This is a genomic window from Mycolicibacterium sp. SMGY-1XX (assembly GCF_059132455.1).
Genome location: NZ_CP101139.1, coordinates 2,424,458 through 2,440,462, shown reverse-complemented (window position 1 = coordinate 2,440,462; position 16,005 = coordinate 2,424,458). Strand labels below are relative to the sequence as shown.

The window sequence follows — 16,005 nt, the reverse complement described above, 5'->3', positions numbered from 1 at the left end:
GCGTGCGCGCTGCAGTGATCGAAGAATTCGGTGGTTCGGTCGACGTCCGCCCGGTGGCCGACCCTCGCCCCTCACCGGGCGGCGTCGTCGTGGAGGTGCACAGCACCGGCCTGTGCCGCAGTGACTGGCACGCGTGGGCCGGACATGACACCGATGTCACACTCCCCCACGTTCCCGGCCACGAGTTGGTCGGCGTCATCACGGCGGTCGGCGCCGACGTGCAGCGGTGGAGCGTCGGCGATCGCGTGACCTCGCCGTTCATCTGCGGCTGCGGGGTGTGTTCGTGGTGCCGGACCGGCCAGGCGCAGGTCTGCCCGGACCAGACGCAACCGGGCTTCACCCACTGGGGATCGTTCGCCGAATACGTGGCGCTGCACGCTGCCGACACCAATCTGGTGGCAGTCCCGGAGGCCGTCGAGGATGCTGCCGCCGCCGCGCTGGGGTGCCGGTTCGCGACCTCATACCGGGCCCTGATCGCGCGCGCGAAGCTGCGTCCCGAGGAGTGGGTGACGATCATCGGGGTGGGGGGCGTGGGGCTCAGCGCCGTGCAGATCGCGGCCGCCGCCGGCGCCAGGGTGATCGCCGTGGACCGCACCGCCGCCGCGCTCGAGCTGGCCCGCAGACTGGGTGCCGAGCACACCGTGGGTGCCGAGGCGAACGTCGCCGCCGTGGTGCACGAGCTCACCGGCGGTGGCAGCCATGTCGCCGTCGACGCCGTGGGCACCGCGGCCGCGTGCGCAGATGCCATCCACAGTCTGCGCCGGCGGGGTCGCCACATTCAGGTCGGTCTGCTGCCGAGCGTCGACGGCCACCCCGCGGTGCCGATGGACCGCGTGATCGCCTGGGAGCTGGATGTGCTCGGCAGCCACGGGATGGCCGCGGTGGACTATCCCGCGATGCTGAGCCAGGTCGAAGCCGGTGCGCTGCGACCCCAGGACCTGGTGGAGCGGGTGGTCGGGCTCAACGAGGGGGCGCGACGGTTGCCGTCGTTCGAGTCGTCGGCTCCCGTCGGTATCACGCTGATCGACCCGCGGCGGGACTGACACGCTCGTGACACAAGAAAGGCCCCCCATTTCTGGGGGGGCCTGACCTGCGGTTTTCGGTGGAGCTGCCGGGAATCGAACCCGGGTCCTACGGCATTCCCTCAAGACTTCTCCGTGCGCAGTTCACTGTGTCTCTACTCGGATCTCTCAGTCACGTGAACAAGCCGAGATGACGATCCCAGTCGCTGTTTGATGTCCCCGTACGTCCCGCGACCGGACGTATGGGTTTGTCCCTCTAGATGACGCCAGGGTCCGGGCCGAGGGCCCTCCCGGTCTGACGGATTAGCTTCGCTTAGGCAGCGAGAGCGTAATCGCGCTGATTGGAATCGGCGCTTAATTGGTTACAACGACGCTTACGGTGGTCAGTTGTCTGCACCGGCACGCTTCCCTTGATTCGATGCGCGAAGTCGAAACCGTTCAGCCCCTCGCATCCCTGCTGACTTTCAGCAGGAAGATCAACTATACCGGGGTGTTCAACGTGGGCCAGCCATTTATTGTTCCGCGCCTCAGGCGAACGCGCGCCGGTTGGCCAGCACCGGTAGCTGGGCGCGTACGTCGGGAACGCGGGTCAGGTCCAGATCCACGGTCAGCAGGTCGGGTGCGGCCCCCAGCGCCGCGATCACCTCGCCGGTCGGTGAGCACACGATGCTGTGGCCGACGCCCAGCGGGGCGGTTCCGCTGACGGTCTCGCCCGAGGCGGCCGGGTCGGCTTGATCGCAGGCGGCGATGTACGCCGTCGAGTCCAGCGCCCGCGCCTGGGCCAGCAACGACCACTGCTCGGCTTTGCGCGGGCCGGCCCCCCAGGACGCGGCCACGGCCACCACTTGGGCGCCCTGATCGCCGAGCTTCTGGAACAACGCCGGGAAACGGAGGTCATAGCAGGTGGCAAAGCCCACCGTGGTTCCGGCGATGTCGATCGTCACAGGGTCGGAACCCGGTGCGACGGTGTCGGATTCGGCGAAGCCGAAGGCATCGTAGAGATGGATCTTGTGGTAGTGGGCCTCGACTCCCGGACCCGTGATCAGCAGCGTGTTGTACACGCGTCCGTCGCTGGACGGGGTGAACATGCCGGCGACGATCACAACGCCGTGGCGTTGGGCGATGGCGCGGACGCCCTTGGCCCATGGCCCGTCGAGCGGCTCGGCGATTTCGGCCAGCGGCGCCCCGAACCGACGCATCATGGCTTCGGGGAAGATGACCAGGGACGCGTCGGCGGCAGCGGCCTGTGCGGTGTGGGTTTCGACGGCCTTCAGGTTGGCGCCGGGGTCGATGCCGCTGGTCAGCTGCGCCAAACTGAGCCGTAGGGCGGCCGGGCGAGAAGCGTCGGGTTCGGCTTCGGGTGAGGTATACATTTGGTATGCAATCCCTTTCGGGTCGAGATCGGGCCTATGCGTTCGTGCGGGATCAGGTACTCAGCTCACCCGCGGCGACGGGTACGTTCCTCAACGAGCAGCAGCTGGCCACCCAGATCGGCGTGTCCCGCACACCGGTCCGGGAGGCGCTGCTGATGCTGCAGGCCGAGGGCCTGGTCGAGATGGTGCCCAAGCGCGGGGTGTACGTGCCGGCCATGTCGGGCCGCCAGATCGGCGAGCTGATGGATCTGCGCGGCGCGCTGGAACGTCACGCCGCCTCGACCTGCCTCAAGGCCGGCACCACGCCGGTCGCCGCCATGGAGAGCACACTTGCCGGCCAGCAGGAGATCTGCGCGTCCGACGCCGAGGGAGCCGGGCATCAGTTCATCGAACTCGACACCCGGTTCCATCAGATCCTCATCGACGCCGCGGGCAGTGAGCTGCTGTCCCGTACGTACGCCGGCCTGCGGGCGCGGCAGCTGCGGGTCGGTTTGACCGCGCTGCTGCACGGTCGCGACCGCCGGCGCGACGTCTGCACCGAGCACCGCGCCATCGTGGAGGCGCTCGCCGGAGGGGACGAGCAACTCGCGCACCGCGCCATCGAGGATCACCTGGGTATCACTCTGCAGATCTTGTTGCGGGCGTAGCACTTTCGGCGATCTCGCGGTAGTGCTCCTCTTCGGTGCTGTCCGGGTTGCGGCCCAGCAGCAGACCGATGACGGTCAGCACACCCACCACGGCGATGTAGCCGAGAATCGCCGGCCAGCTGCCGGTCGCGTCCAGCAGGTAGGTGAACAGCAGCGGGGCCACGGCACCACCGAAGACACCGGCGATGGTGTAGGCCAGTGACGCACCGGTGGAGCGCAGCGGCACGGTGAACTGCTCGGTGACGAAGGCCGCCTGCGGTCCGTACATGAACGAGTGGAACGCCAGGCCCACCACAACGCCGAGCACCAGCAGCGGGAACGAGCCGGTGTCGATGAGCAGGAAGAAGATCAGCGTCCACACCACCCCACCGACGGCGGCCACGCCGTAGACCAGGCGGCGGTTGATCCGGTCGGACACCGCGCCGGCCAACGGGATCAGGCCCAGCTGACATGCTGAGCCGATCAGGATCGCGATCAGCACCTCGCTGCGGTCCATGCCGAGCTGCAGGGTGCCGTAGGTGATGGAGAAGACGGTGAACAGCGCGTACATCACGTCGGGCGCGATGCGGCTGAGGATGGCCGCGATCAGCGGGCGGGTCTGAGTCTTGAAGACGTCGCGGATGGGCGCCTCCGGGCGGTCGCCGCTTTCCTGCAGCGCCTTGAACACCGGGGTGTCCTCGAGCTTGAGACGGATCCACAACCCGAAGCCGATCAGCACCGCCGACAGCAGGAACGCCAGCCGCCAGCCCCAATCCTCGAACTGCTCCTCGGAGAACGCCAGGGTCAGGCCGGCGAGGGCGCCGTTGGCCAGCAGGTTGCCGGCGGGCGGACCCACCTGGGCAGCCGAAGCCCAGAAGCCGCGCCGCCTGGGGTCGCCGTACTCACTGGAGAGCAGGACCGCACCACCCCATTCGCCGCCGACGGCCACCCCCTGGGCAAATCGCATGGCCACCAGGAGGATCGGCGCGGCGATGCCGATCGAGGCGTAGCTCGGGATGAGGCCGATGAGGAAGGTCGTGACACCGATCAGGAGCAGCGTGATCACCAGCAGCTGCTTGCGGCCGATGATGTCGCCCAGGCGGCCGAACACGAACCCACCGATGGGACGCGCCACGTAGCCGACGGCGTAGGTGGAGAAGGCCAGCAGGGTCCCGGTCAGCGGGTCACTTTCGGGGAAGAACACCACCGGGAACACCAGTGCCGCGGCGGCCGAGTAGACGGCGAAGTCGTACCACTCGAGGGCCGTGCCGGTGAGGCTGGCGGCAAAAGCCTTGGTCAGGCTCTTTCTATCGGCTACATGCGCCGTCATCGAACCAATCCTCTTCTTGTGCGGGCCGCGCGTCGACGGCTCGTGTGACGTACCATACTTCTCGTATACAACATGTATGCGGACGCATGGTCAAGGCGGAAACGCAGAATTTACGAGGAGGAGCCAGCCCGATGCTGACGTTCGAACTGCCCGACGGATCCGAAGTGACGGTCGAGCCGACCACCGTGCTCAACGCCGGATATGCAGGCCGTAACCAGGAGGAGGTCGCCGCCCACATCGCCGAACTCGCCGAACTCGGCGTTCCCGCACCGTCCGTCATTCCTGCGCTGTACCCCGTCTCGCCCTACTTGGCACAGCAGACCGACACTGTTTACACACAACATGGCCGCACCTCCGGCGAGGCCGAGTGGGCGCTGGTCATCGGCGGCGACCCCGAGGCCCCCGCATCTGAGGACAACGTCCTCCTCACCGTCGCGTGCGATCACACCGACCGCGAACTGGAAACCCACAGCGTGGCGTGGAGCAAGAACGCGGCCCCCGATGTCGTGGGCAAGCAGGCGTGGCGCCTGTCCGAGATCGCCGACCGGCTCGACGACATCACGCTCAAAGCGTGGGTCGGCACCGAGGAAACCCTGATCCAGTCCGGCACTGTCGGCGATCTGCTGGCGCCCCAGTACTGGATCGGAATCCTCAAGGAACGCGGCCTGTTTCGGCCCAACACCGTGCTGCTGTCGGGAACCATCATCATGGTGGCCGGGGTGGATCAATTCGCCGACGCGTGGAAGGTCGAGCTCGCCGATCCCGCCACCGGACGCAGCATCACCTGCCAGTACCGCACGGTGCCGATGCCGGAACCGATCGGTTAGATCACATAAGCCAGGTTCTCGAGGATCCGCTGACCGACTTCGCGATCGCCGCGGATCTCGACACCGGCGGCGGAGGCCGGCCGGCCTCCGCACAGCCGCGTGAACTGGATCCCGTCAAGCCGTAACGCCGTGGTGGGCTCCGCACCACCGAAGTCGTCGACCACCACAGCACGCCCGTCGACGGCCACCCGAATGGTGCGGGCCAGCGGACCGGTGAGTTCGAGGCCGATCCGGGAGCCGGCGGGCGCTCCACCGCGCTTAGCCACGACGAACCCCATGCTGGCCGTCAGCTCGTCGAGCGCCAGCCGCGCCGACGGGCAGCTCAGTTCGGCCTCGGATGCCGGTAGGCGCAACGCCTCCCGGATGTCCTGCTGATGCATCCAGCAGTCGAAGGTCCGGATACGCATGAACCGGCCGTAACTTTCCGGGCCGGCGGGTGTCATGGTGACGGCGTTCCAGGCGTCGTCGGTCATGTTGGTCAGCATGGTGGTGCGCTCGGCAGTCACATCACCCAAGCGGGCGAGCATGTCGTCGGGCGTCTCGCTGCGCAGATACCGCACCCAGCACTCATTGAGCGCGCCGATGTCGTTGCGCACGTGTTCCAGCGCGGACACATCGCAGTCGGGTTCGGGGGTGGGAACCCCGGCCAGCATCGACTCCGTTCCGATCACGTGGCTCACCACGTCGTGCACCCGCCAGCCGGGCAGCGCGGTCGCGGCGTTCCACCGTTGTGAGGGCAACCCGGTCATCAATCGTTCGATGGCCTCCCAGGACGCGAAAAGACCTGACAGAACGTCGTTTCGGTCGAGTGTGGTGACGGGGCGAACGGGGCTGGACATGCCGCGATGCTATCCAGAACGGCGATGACGCCGGGCCGATTCGCCGATGCCGGTCAGGTTCCCGACAACCAGCCCACGACGGTCATCACCACCGCGCTGAGCAGGAGCACGACCGCAGCCGGTAGCGAGACCGCCGGCACCACCCCCACCACACTGATCGCCCCGACCAGCACGGCCGACACCGCCAACCCTGCGCGCACCGCGAGCATCGGGTGCCCGCGCAGCACCGACCGCCGAGCGGCCCGGGGCACCAGTCGCAGCACCCACACCAACAACCCCACCAACACCGCGATCGCCACGGCGGTGGTGACGCGCGGGACGAGAACGGAGGTGTGCTGGTGGCACAGAATCGCGAAGTAGCTCAGCAGCAGCGCCACCAGAGTCGTCCACCTCAGCGGACGGATCAACGCGATGCCGACGTTGCGGCGAACATGTTGTCCGAGAGAAGGATCCATGCGTGCAGCACCGAGAAATCCGTCGAGGGCCCGGGTCCACTGCCCACGGTTGAGCCGGTTCACGGCGATGTTGTGCGCAGCCTCGGCATGCTCCGGGTCCAGGCGCAGCGTCTCCTGGTAGGCGGCAGTCGATTCCGGGATCCGGCCCAGCTTGTTCAGGATGCGCGCGGCCAGGAAGTGATTCTCGGCATCGGACGGTTCCAGCCGCACCGCTTCACCGACCGCCGTCAGGGCCTGTGCCGGATGACCCGCGTTCAGCAGCAACGTCGCATAGGTGTAGTGGGTGAGGTGATTCTGCGAATCGGCCTGCACTGCACGGTAAGCGACGGACAAGGCGTCGTCCCGACGGCCCAGGCTGTCGAGCGCGACGGCGTACACGCGCATCGCATCCGCGTTATCGGGAGCGTGTGCCAGGGCGGCATGCGCGTTGGCCGCCGCGGCACCGGATTCACCGAGACCCAACCGGGCGCGCGCCATGGCGACCAGCAGCGCCGGGTCCTCCGGGTGGGTCTGCAGCGCCGCGCCGAGGATCTCGACAGCTCTGGAGAAGTTGCCGCCAGAGGCGTAGACGCGCGCGTGACCGAGCGCGTCCGCAACAGACGTCAACGATTCTTCCTACGCCGCAACACTTTCGCCAGATCGTCGTAAGTGCCGTCACTGTTGCCGAATTCGACCACGTTGCGGGCGGCTTCGAACCACGGGCCCGTGCTGGGCCGGATGTGTGCCAGCGCGGCGTCGACATCGGCCATGGTCACCGGGCGCACCTGTCCGCGGCGCAGCGAATCCGCCATCGCGAGTTGTGTTGCCGCTTCGCACAGGTGGGCCAGGTCCGCCCCCGAGAGTCCGTCGGTGCGCGAGGCGATCTTGCCGAGGTCGATTCCCTCGACGGGCCGGTCACGCAAGTGACTTCGCACGATGGCGGTGCGTGCTTCGGTGTCGGGCAGTCCCACGAAGATCATCCGGTCGAACCGCCCGGGCCGGCGCAGCGCAGGATCGACATCCCAGGGCATGTTCGTCGCGCCCAGGATGTACACCCCCTCATTCGACGATGTCGCCGAGTCCATCTCCGCCAGCAGGGTGTTGACCACCACCCGCAGGGCCGAATTGAGACCGGTGGCGGAGCGCCGCTGACCCAATGCGTCGATTTCATCGAAGAACAGCACGCATGGGGCGTTGCGGCGGGCCGTCTCGAAGATCTCGTGCAACGCGCGTTCGCTGTCACCGAAGTAGTGATGCATCACGTCGGTGATGCCGACCGGCAGGAAATTGGCGCCCAGTTCGCCGGACACCGCCTTGGCCACGAAGGTCTTGCCGCAGCCCGGAGGGCCGTACAGCAGCAGCCCACCGCGAGTGGAGATGTTGTAGGCCTTCAGCAGCTCGGGATTGCGCAACGGCCCCAGCAGCGACAACTCCAACTGCGTCTTGACCTCGGGCATGCCGGCGACGTCGTCGAGGCGGACGGTGCTGCGCTGCACCGCGTCGTAGTCTCCGTCGCCGACTGCCGATGGCAGCTCTTCGGATTCGACGAAGGCGGGACCGATGATGTCGGCCACCTCTTCCTCCGCGGCCGACCAGTTGAAGTCATCGGCCGGGGCCTGCGGTCCGCTCAGCGCGGCGCTACAGCGTTGCAGCAGAGCCAGTGCTTCGGTGTTGCCGGGATCCCGGGTCAACGCCGTGCTGCAGTGGCCCAGCGCCTCGGTGGCCCTGCCGTCCTGCAACAGCAGTTCGGCGAGATGCAGACGCAGCGACAGCACTTCGGGGCTGCGTTCCACGGCCGCCGCAAGCTCTCTGATCAACGCGTCCTGCGCCACTGTCACCCTTCCCGGATCTCGCCCGTAGCCATGGGAGATCCTACGTTTTCACCCGGTGGCGATCATCGCGACCGCGGCCAGCGCCAGCACCATGCCGGCCACTTGTGTGCCGGTGACACGTTCCTTGAGCACCACGATGGCCAACAACACGGTCGCCGCCGGGTACAGCGAGATCAACACACCGGCCAGCGACAGCAGCGACGCATGCAAGGCCAGCAACATCGCCACATTGGCGACGGTGTCGAGGACTCCGGCCAACAACGCGAGTTTCAGTGGCACACCCGACGGCCGGACGAGCGTGCGCAGGAGTGCGGCGATCACCACCACCAGGACCGTCGCAGAGATACGCGCGAACACCAGCGGCCACAGGCCCGCCTCGGGGGGAGCCTGGTCGATCAGGACGAAATTCAGTCCGAACGCCAGCCCGGATCCGACGGTCAGCCAGGCCACCATCGGGGTGAAGCGGTGCACGGTGGTGTCGGAATCGGTGGCGTCGCGGCTGACCAGGAACACCGCGACCAATGCGATCACGATGCCCGCACACGCCAGCAGCTCGGGCCGCTCCCCCAGCGCGAGCCCCACCGCCACGGGCACACCGGCCACCAGGATGGCCGTCAACGGCGACACCACCGAGATGGGCCCGGACCCGAGCGCGGCGTAGAACCACCACACCCCGAAGGCTTGGCTGACCCCACACAGCGCACCCCAGAGCACGGCGCTCCTGGAGATGTCCCCACCGACCACCGACGCTGCCACCATCAGCAGCACCATGGCCACCGGGTAGGAGACGATCACGATGCGCAGCGCGGCGATCCGGCGAGACGCCACACCGCCGACGAAATCGCTGATGCCGTAGCTCAGCGCCGACAGCAGCGCGAAGAGGATCCCCGTCAGCGCATACCCTTGACGCGGCGACCCATCTCACGGCTGATCTCGCGTTGGGCGTCGCGCTTGGCCATGTCCTGGCGCTTGTCGTGGGCCTGCTTGCCGCGGGCCAACGCCAGCTCTACTTTCACCTTTCCGTCCAGGAAATAGATCGACAGCGGCACCAACGTCAGGTTGCCGTCGCGGATCTTGCCCGTCAGGTTGTCGATCTCGTTGCGGTGCAGCAGCAGTTTGCGGTTGCGTCGCGTCGCGTGGTTGGTCCAGGTCCCCAGGTGATATTCGGGGATGTGCACGTTGCGCAACCACACCTCGCCGTCGTCGACGGTGGCGAAGGCATCGGCGAGCGAGGCCTGACCTTCACGCAGGCTCTTGACCTCGGTGCCCTGCAGCACCACGCCGCACTCGAAGGTGTCGAGGATCGTGTAGTTGTGCCGGGCCTTGCGGTTGGTCGCGACGATCTGGTTGTTCCGCTTGTCGACGATCTTCTTCGCTGATCCTGTTTTGGCCATGTATTACCTGCGTACGTAGAGGCGCAACGTGACGTACCCCGTGATACCGGACATCAATACTCCCAGCGCGAAGAGTATCGGTGAGATGTACAGGATGTCGGCGTAGTCGATGCGCGCGATGAGATTGGCTTGATAGAACTGATCGAGTGCGCTCTCCAGGAACCACGCGCGCACCATGATCAATCCCAACACGGCGATGATCACACCAAGGGTGGCCGCGATCACCGCCTCCAATAGGAACGGCAGCTGGGTATACCAACGACTGGCGCCGACCAAACGCATGATGCCGATCTCGGTTCTGCGGGTGTACGCCGCCACTTGAACCATGTTGGCGATCAACAACACCGCACCGACGGCTTGCACCAGGGCCACAGCGAACGCCGCGCTCGAGAGGCCGTCGAGCACGGCGAACAGCCGGTCGATCAGCTCCTTCTGGTTGAGCACGCTTCGGACACCGGGTTGGCCCACCATCGCCGCGTCGAAGTCGGCGTGCTGTTCGGGGTTGTCCAGCTTCACGATGAACGACGCCGGGAAGGCGTCCTTACTGGCCACGTCGCGGTACTGCGGCACCCGGCGGACAGCGTCCTCGTAGGCGTCGTCGCGGTTGAGGAACCGCACGGAGCTCACGTCATCGCGTGATTCGATGGTTTCCCGCAGCGCCTGGCACGGCTCGGAATCACAGGTCAGGTCATTGGCCGAGATGTCGTCGGTGAGGAACACCTGGGTCTCGACGCGGTCCAGGTAGATGTTGCGCGACTGGTCGGCCAGCCGCAGCACCAACAAACCTCCGCCGAACAGGCCGATCGAGATCGCGGTGGTCAGGATCATCGCGATCGTCATGGTGACGTTGCGACGAAGCCCGGTCACGACCTCGTTGATCAGGAAGCCAAAGCGCACTTAACGATCCATTCCGTAAACGCCGCGCTGCTCGTCGCGGACCAGTCGGCCCAGCGACAGCTCGACGACGCGCTGGCGCATCGAGTCAACGATGTGGTGGTCATGGGTAGCCATCAGCACCGTGGTTCCGGTGCGGTTGATCCGCTCGAGCAGATCCATGATGTCCTTGCTGGTTTCGGGGTCCAGGTTCCCGGTGGGCTCGTCGGCCAGCAGCACCAGCGGCCGGTTGACGAAGGCACGGGCGATCGCCACCCGCTGCTGCTCCCCGCCGGAGAGTTCAGCCGGCAGCCGGTTCGCCTTTCCGGACAACCCCACCATCTCCAGCACTTCGGGAACCACCCGGTTGATGGTGTCGGCCCGTTTACCGATCACCTCGAGCGCGAAGGCGACGTTCTCGAACACCGTCTTCTGCTGCAGCAACCTGAAGTCCTGGAACACGCACCCCAGCACCTGCCGCAGGCTCGGCACATGACGGCCGGCGAGCTTGTTGACGTGGAATTTGGAAACACGAATATCACCCGAACTGGGGTGCTCTTCGGCCAGCAGCAGCCGCATGAAGGTGGATTTGCCGGAGCCCGACGGCCCGATCAAGAAGACGAACTCACCCTTGTCGATCTTGACGCTGACGTTGTCGAGCGCGGGTCGCGCCGACTGCTTGTACTGCTTCGTCACGTTGTCGAGGGTGATCATCACGGCACGCCAGTGTAGCGGTCCCACCTCAGCAAACGACCGAACCGCCCCTGTGGTGATCAGAACCCGGGGATCGGCGGAACCGGCGGCGGACCCGGCTCCGGGGTCGGGGCTGTGGTGGGCGTCGTCTGCGGTGTCGGCGGCGTCGGCAGGAACGGGTTCTGCGTCGTCGTGGTCGGCGTCGTCGTGGTGGGCGACGGCTCCGTCGTCGTCACCGGCGGCTCGGTGGTGGTCGTCGTGGTGGGCGTCGATGTCGTCGTGCGGGGCGTCGTCGTGGTCGGATACTCGCGCACCGACGTGCGCGGAACCCAGGTGTACTCGGGGTCGGGCACGAACCCGGGCGGCACGATCTGGCCGGCCGGCGCCGTCTCAGGGGGTGCTGGCGGCGGCTGGTAGGTGTCGTACAACCAGGCGGTCACGAAGAAGGCCACGATCAGCCCCAGCGTCGACGTCCGCATCCGGCCGCCCAGGATGTAGCCGGGCCAGCCGCGGGTGTCGCTCTTCTTGGTGCGCAGGGTGAGCTTCATCGTTGACTCGTGGGTCCTTGTGTTTCCTCTTCGGCGCCACCCGAGGTCGCCGGGTGCACGATGGCGCCGACCATCGGCATGGCTTCGGTGGGTGTGACGATGCCGGCGCGGCCCAGCGCCGCCACCACGAGCAGGCGCAGCCGGCGGCCCACCTCGAACTGCTTACCGGGCAGCGTGCGGGCCACCATCCGCAGGTTCACATTGTCGAGCTCGATGCTCTCGACGCCCATCAACTGGGGTGCATCGAGCAACAGCTCCCTCATGCCGGGATCTTTCATGGCGTTCTCGCACACCGCGTGCAACAACTCGTTGACCTTGTTCAGGTCGGCGCTGGTAGGCACCGGTACGTCGACCACGGCGCGCGCCCAGTCCTTGGACAGGTTGAGCGACTTCATGATCTGGCCGTTGGGGATGGTGAACACCTCGCCGTCGCTGGTGCGCAGCTTGGTGACGCGCAAGGTGACGTCTTCGACGGTGCCGGTCGCGTCGTTGGCCGAACCCAGCGTCAGTGTCACCAGGTCACCGAAGCCGTACTGCTTCTCGGTGATGATGAAGAACCCCGACAGCAGGTCCTGCACGATGCGCTGCGCACCGAAACCCAGTGCCGCGCCCAACACCGCGGCCGGGGCGACCAGCGAGCCGATCGGGATGTTGATGATCGAGGTGATCTCGACGATCATCACGACGAACACCAGCGCGATGGTCACCCACGAGATGACGGACGCCACCGCCTGACGGTGTTTGGCCGTCTCGCTGCGGACCAGCGCGTCACTTTCCTGGAAGTCCGCGTCGATACGGCGGGTGACCTTCTGCGCCGCCCAGTTGACGAACCGGGCGATCAGTACCGCCGCGATGACGAGCATGAGGATCCGCAGGCCCCGGCTGAGGATCCATTCGCCGATGTTCCCGGTCCAGAAACCGTGCCAGCGCCCTGACCAGTCGAAGGCCAGGGTGGTGAGGTTGTGGTCCGGCACTCCTGACACGGGGTTACTCGTCATCTTTTCTGTTACGCCAGCGGATTCCCGCCTCCAGGAAACCGTCGATGTCACCGTCGAGCACCGCCGCGGGGTTTCCGACTTCGTACTCGTTACGCAGGTCTTTGACCATCTGATAGGGGTGCAGCACGTAGGAGCGCATCTGGTTGCCCCAGGAGCTGCCGCCGTCGCCCTTGAGGGCGTCCATCTCGGCGCGTTCCTCCAAGCGCTTGCGTTCCAGCAGCTTGGCCTGCAGGACGCGCATGGCGGAGACCTTGTTCTGCAGCTGCGATTTCTCGTTCTGACAGGTCACGACGATGCCGGTGGGAATGTGCGTGAGGCGCACGGCCGAGTCGGTGGTGTTCACCGACTGTCCGCCCGGGCCACTGGAGCGGTAGACGTCTACGCGGATATCGCCTTCGGGGATGTCGATGTGGTCGGTGGTCTCCACCACCGGCAGCACCTCGACGTCGGCGAACGACGTCTGGCGCCGGCTCTGGTTGTCGAAGGGGCTGATGCGCACCAGCCGGTGGGTGCCCTGCTCCACCGACAGCGTTCCGTAGGCATACGGAGCGTGGACGGCGAATGTCGCGCTCTTGATGCCGGCCTCTTCGGCGTAGGAGGTGTCGAAGACCTCGACGCCGTAATTGTGTTTCTCCGCCCAGCGGATGTACATCCGCATCAGCATCTCGGCCCAGTCGGCGGCGTCGACACCACCCGCGCCGGATCGGATGGTCACCACGGCTTCGCGCTCGTCGTACTCTCCCGACAGCAGCGTGCGGACTTCCATCGCCTCGATGTCCTCACGGAGTTTCGTGAGTTCGGCGTCCGCCTCGGCTGTGGCGTTCTCGGCGTCCTGCCCTTCCTCCTCTGCCGCCAGCTCATAGAGCACCGGCAGGTCGTCGAGCCGCTGCCGCAGGCCCTCGACGCGGCGCAGTTCGTTCTGGGCGTGGGACAGCTCGCTGGTCACCTTCTGGGCGCGCGTCTGGTCGTCCCAGAGGTTGGGGTCCGACGCCTCGTGCTCGAGTTTGTCGATGCGGCCGCGCAGCGCCTCGATATCGAGCACCCGCTCCACAGTCGTCAAGGTGGTGTCGAGTGCACTGATCTGTTCTTGCCGGTCGAGGTCCACGGATGTCCAGGTTACCGGCGTGCCGGTTCTCCGTGACTACCGGCGGCTCAGGGCTGTGACGTTTAACATCGGATCTGTAACCGCACATGAACACCGCGCGACCGACTCAGCCCGTCCGGTCCAGCCCACAGACCGGTCATGTTGGTGTGCGCGGCAGGCCCAGGTCCCGTGTTGAGCGCGAACAGCCCCTTTGCGCGACGACGGGTACGGACAGGAAGCGTCGCGCTATGTCAGAGACCCGCCCTTTCCACGTGGCGATCGTCGGCTCAGGACCCTCCGGATTCTTCGCCGCCGCGTCGTTGTTGAAAGCCGACGACGTCGACGTTCGAGTGGACATGCTCGAGATGCTGCCGACGCCGTGGGGGCTGGTGCGCTCCGGGGTGGCACCGGACCATCCGAAGATCAAGTCGATCAGCGCGCAGTTCGACAAGATCTCCGACGATGACCGGTTCCGGTTCTTCGGAAACGTCACCATTGGCGATCAGATCCAGGCCGACGAACTCGCCGCGCGTTACGACGCGGTGGTCTACGCGGTGGGAGCGCAGTCCGATCGGCCGCTGAACATTCCCGGTGAGGACCTGCCGGGCAGCGTGGCGGCGGTTGATTTCGTGGGGTGGTACAACGCCCACCCGCATTTCGAGGAGAAGACGCCGGATCTGACCGGTGGGCGCGCGATCGTGGTCGGTAACGGCAACGTGGCGCTGGACGTGGCCCGGGTTCTGGTGACCGACCCGTCGGCGCTGGCGGTCACCGACATCGCCGACCACGCGTTGAAGTCGTTGCATGGGCGCGGCGTCGAAGAGGTGGTGGTGATCGGCCGCCGCGGTCCGTTGCAAGCCACCTTCACCACCGTGGAACTGCGTGAGCTCAACGATCTGGAAGGCCTCGAGGACGTCGACGTGATCGTCGCTGCCGACGATTTCTCCGGCATCACCGACGCCGATCTGGAGGCCGCGAGCAAGACCGTCAAACAGAACATCAAAGTGCTGCGTGGGTTCATCGACCGGCCCACCACACCCGGACACCGGCGGATCGTGTTCCGGTTCCGCACCTCTCCCATCGAGATCCGCGGCACCGATCACGTGGAGTCGGTGGTGCTGGGCCGCAACGAGCTCGTCGACGACGCCGGCCGCATTGTCGCCAAGGACACCGGTGAGCGTGAGGAGCTGCCGGCGCAACTGGTGGTGCGTGCGGTCGGTTATCGCGGTGTGGCGACGCCTGGCCTGCCGTTCGACGACAAGACCGGCACCATCCCCCACGACCGCGGACAGGTGTCCGGCCGCGCGAACGAATATGTGGTCGGGTGGATCAAGCGCGGGCCGTCAGGGGTGATCGGCAGCAACAAGAAGGACTCGCAGGAGACCGTCAACACCCTGCTGGAGAACCTCGCCGGCGCGACATTGGCTGACCGCCCGGCGGACTACAGCGATGAGTTGGTGCAGTGGCTGCTGTCGCGGCAACCCAAGCTCGTCACCGATGATCACTGGCGGTTGATCGACGCGCACGAGCGCACTGCCGGTGAACCGCACGGCCGCCCGCGGGTGAAGTTGTCGAGTGTGGCGGAGCTGTTGAAGATCGGGCACGGCTGAGCCATCTACGCCCAAACCGACGCCGGCCTGAGGCCGAGGCTGGCGAGGAACGAGCCAGGCGAAGGAGATCAGGCCAGGGTTCGGCGCCCGAAAGTTCGAGAGCGGTTCGGAATTTCGTCGGTCTCGGCGCTTACGTCCCGGGCCCGGGCGGTGCGTACGGCGGTGGCGGTGCGGCCGGAGGCGGCGGGGGCGAGTCCGGCGGCGCGAAGTTCCACTTGTCGGGGTTCTTCGGGGAGTAGATCACCGGGAACAGTTGGCCCATCGTCGGCCATCGATTCACGTCGACAGCCATCTGCTGATAAACCACGTGCTCGTTGACCGTGGGCCCGTTGATGACACCGGTGATCGTGACGAACTGTTCGCCGTCCACGCCATCGGGCCGGGGGCTCACACCTGTCACCAGCAGGGTGCCCTCCGCCAACGGTTGCCCCGGACGTGGACCCCGCTTCATCAACCGGGGTCCGATCACCAGAGCAAGTGCGCCGACCAGGAGCAATATCATCGCGAATTCCCACACACCGC

At 66.5% G+C, this 16,005-nt stretch carries 17 protein-coding genes and 1 other RNA gene; 4 read left to right on the top strand and 14 right to left on the bottom strand.

Annotated elements, in window-relative coordinates:
* The first annotated feature begins 2 nt into the window (after positions 1 to 2).
* Positions 3 to 1,043, top strand: coding sequence for an alcohol dehydrogenase catalytic domain-containing protein (locus NL241_RS11970; protein WP_494397644.1), 1,041 nt, complete (start codon positions 3 to 5; stop codon positions 1,041 to 1,043).
* Between the two features lie 57 nt (positions 1,044 to 1,100).
* On the opposite strand, the gene ssrA is transcribed toward NL241_RS11970, so the two are convergent.
* Both ssrA and NL241_RS11960 read right to left on the bottom strand, forming a co-directional pair.
* Positions 1,101 to 1,468, bottom strand: a transfer-messenger RNA (tmRNA) gene (gene ssrA, locus NL241_RS11965).
* Between the two features lie 81 nt (positions 1,469 to 1,549).
* The gene (locus tag NL241_RS11960) at positions 1,550 to 2,395 is read right to left on the bottom strand and encodes a carbon-nitrogen hydrolase family protein (protein ID WP_494397643.1); all 846 of its coding nucleotides are present in this window, start codon (positions 2,393 to 2,395) and stop codon (positions 1,550 to 1,552) included.
* A gap of 5 nt (positions 2,396 to 2,400) precedes the next feature.
* Between NL241_RS11960 and NL241_RS11955 the strand changes: the two genes are divergently transcribed.
* A complete protein-coding gene (locus tag NL241_RS11955) occupies positions 2,401 to 3,042 on the top strand; it encodes a GntR family transcriptional regulator (protein ID WP_487688313.1) in 642 nt (213 codons plus the stop codon).
* On the opposite strand, the gene NL241_RS11950 is transcribed toward NL241_RS11955, so the two are convergent.
* The gene (locus NL241_RS11950) at positions 3,014 to 4,351 is read right to left on the bottom strand and encodes an MFS transporter (RefSeq protein ID WP_487688310.1); all 1,338 of its coding nucleotides are present in this window, start codon (positions 4,349 to 4,351) and stop codon (positions 3,014 to 3,016) included. The two genes, NL241_RS11955 and NL241_RS11950, sit on opposite strands and share 29 nt — an antisense overlap.
* A 131-nt stretch (positions 4,352 to 4,482) precedes the next feature.
* On the opposite strand from NL241_RS11950, the gene NL241_RS11945 reads away from it, so the two are divergent.
* Positions 4,483 to 5,178: a DUF2848 domain-containing protein gene (locus NL241_RS11945; RefSeq protein ID WP_487688308.1), complete on the top strand. Its 696-nt coding sequence runs from the start codon at positions 4,483 to 4,485 to the stop codon at positions 5,176 to 5,178.
* Here the strand turns inward: NL241_RS11945 and NL241_RS11940 are convergent.
* The 10 genes from NL241_RS11940 to prfB are packed head-to-tail and all read right to left on the bottom strand — an operon-like array spanning position 5,175 to position 13,894.
* A complete protein-coding gene (locus NL241_RS11940) occupies positions 5,175 to 6,017 on the bottom strand; it encodes a maleylpyruvate isomerase family mycothiol-dependent enzyme (protein WP_494397642.1) in 843 nt (280 codons plus the stop codon). The genes NL241_RS11945 and NL241_RS11940 overlap by 4 nt on opposite strands.
* A 53-nt stretch (positions 6,018 to 6,070) precedes the next feature.
* The gene (locus NL241_RS11935) at positions 6,071 to 7,078 is read right to left on the bottom strand and encodes a tetratricopeptide repeat protein (protein WP_494397641.1); all 1,008 of its coding nucleotides are present in this window, start codon (positions 7,076 to 7,078) and stop codon (positions 6,071 to 6,073) included.
* Positions 7,075 to 8,283: an ATP-binding protein gene (locus NL241_RS11930; RefSeq protein ID WP_487689356.1), complete on the bottom strand. Its 1,209-nt coding sequence runs from the start codon at positions 8,281 to 8,283 to the stop codon at positions 7,075 to 7,077. Before NL241_RS11930 ends, NL241_RS11935 begins: the two co-directional genes overlap by 4 nt.
* Positions 8,284 to 8,331: 48 nt before the next feature.
* The gene (locus tag NL241_RS11925; RefSeq protein WP_487689354.1) at positions 8,332 to 9,177 is read right to left on the bottom strand and encodes a DMT family transporter; all 846 of its coding nucleotides are present in this window, start codon (positions 9,175 to 9,177) and stop codon (positions 8,332 to 8,334) included.
* The gene (gene smpB / locus NL241_RS11920) at positions 9,174 to 9,677 is read right to left on the bottom strand and encodes an SsrA-binding protein SmpB (RefSeq protein ID WP_487688300.1); all 504 of its coding nucleotides are present in this window, start codon (positions 9,675 to 9,677) and stop codon (positions 9,174 to 9,176) included. Before smpB ends, NL241_RS11925 begins: the two co-directional genes overlap by 4 nt.
* Before the next feature lie 3 nt (positions 9,678 to 9,680).
* Positions 9,681 to 10,574: a permease-like cell division protein FtsX gene (gene ftsX / locus NL241_RS11915; RefSeq protein WP_487688299.1), complete on the bottom strand. Its 894-nt coding sequence runs from the start codon at positions 10,572 to 10,574 to the stop codon at positions 9,681 to 9,683.
* Positions 10,575 to 11,264 carry a cell division ATP-binding protein FtsE gene (gene ftsE / locus NL241_RS11910; protein ID WP_487689352.1) on the bottom strand — a complete coding sequence of 230 codons (690 nt, stop codon included), beginning with the start codon at positions 11,262 to 11,264 and terminating at the stop codon, positions 10,575 to 10,577.
* Positions 11,265 to 11,323: 59 nt separating this feature from the next.
* Positions 11,324 to 11,791 carry an Rv3103c family proline-rich protein gene (locus NL241_RS11905; protein ID WP_487688297.1) on the bottom strand — a complete coding sequence of 156 codons (468 nt, stop codon included), beginning with the start codon at positions 11,789 to 11,791 and terminating at the stop codon, positions 11,324 to 11,326.
* Entirely contained in the window at positions 11,788 to 12,789 is a 1,002-nt protein-coding gene (locus tag NL241_RS11900; protein ID WP_487688295.1) for a mechanosensitive ion channel family protein, read from the bottom strand. The genes NL241_RS11905 and NL241_RS11900 overlap by 4 nt, the downstream gene beginning before the upstream one ends.
* The gene (gene prfB / locus NL241_RS11895) at positions 12,779 to 13,894 is read right to left on the bottom strand and encodes a peptide chain release factor 2 (protein WP_487688292.1); all 1,116 of its coding nucleotides are present in this window, start codon (positions 13,892 to 13,894) and stop codon (positions 12,779 to 12,781) included. Before prfB ends, NL241_RS11900 begins: the two co-directional genes overlap by 11 nt.
* A 227-nt stretch (positions 13,895 to 14,121) precedes the next feature.
* Between prfB and NL241_RS11890 the strand changes: the two genes are divergently transcribed.
* Entirely contained in the window at positions 14,122 to 15,483 is a 1,362-nt protein-coding gene (locus tag NL241_RS11890; RefSeq protein WP_494397640.1) for an FAD-dependent oxidoreductase, read from the top strand.
* Positions 15,484 to 15,613: 130 nt separating this feature from the next.
* Here the strand turns inward: NL241_RS11890 and NL241_RS11885 are convergent, their stop codons facing one another.
* Entirely contained in the window at positions 15,614 to 16,000 is a 387-nt protein-coding gene (locus tag NL241_RS11885) for a hypothetical protein (RefSeq protein ID WP_494397639.1), read from the bottom strand.
* Between the last annotated feature and the right edge of the window lie 5 nt (positions 16,001 to 16,005).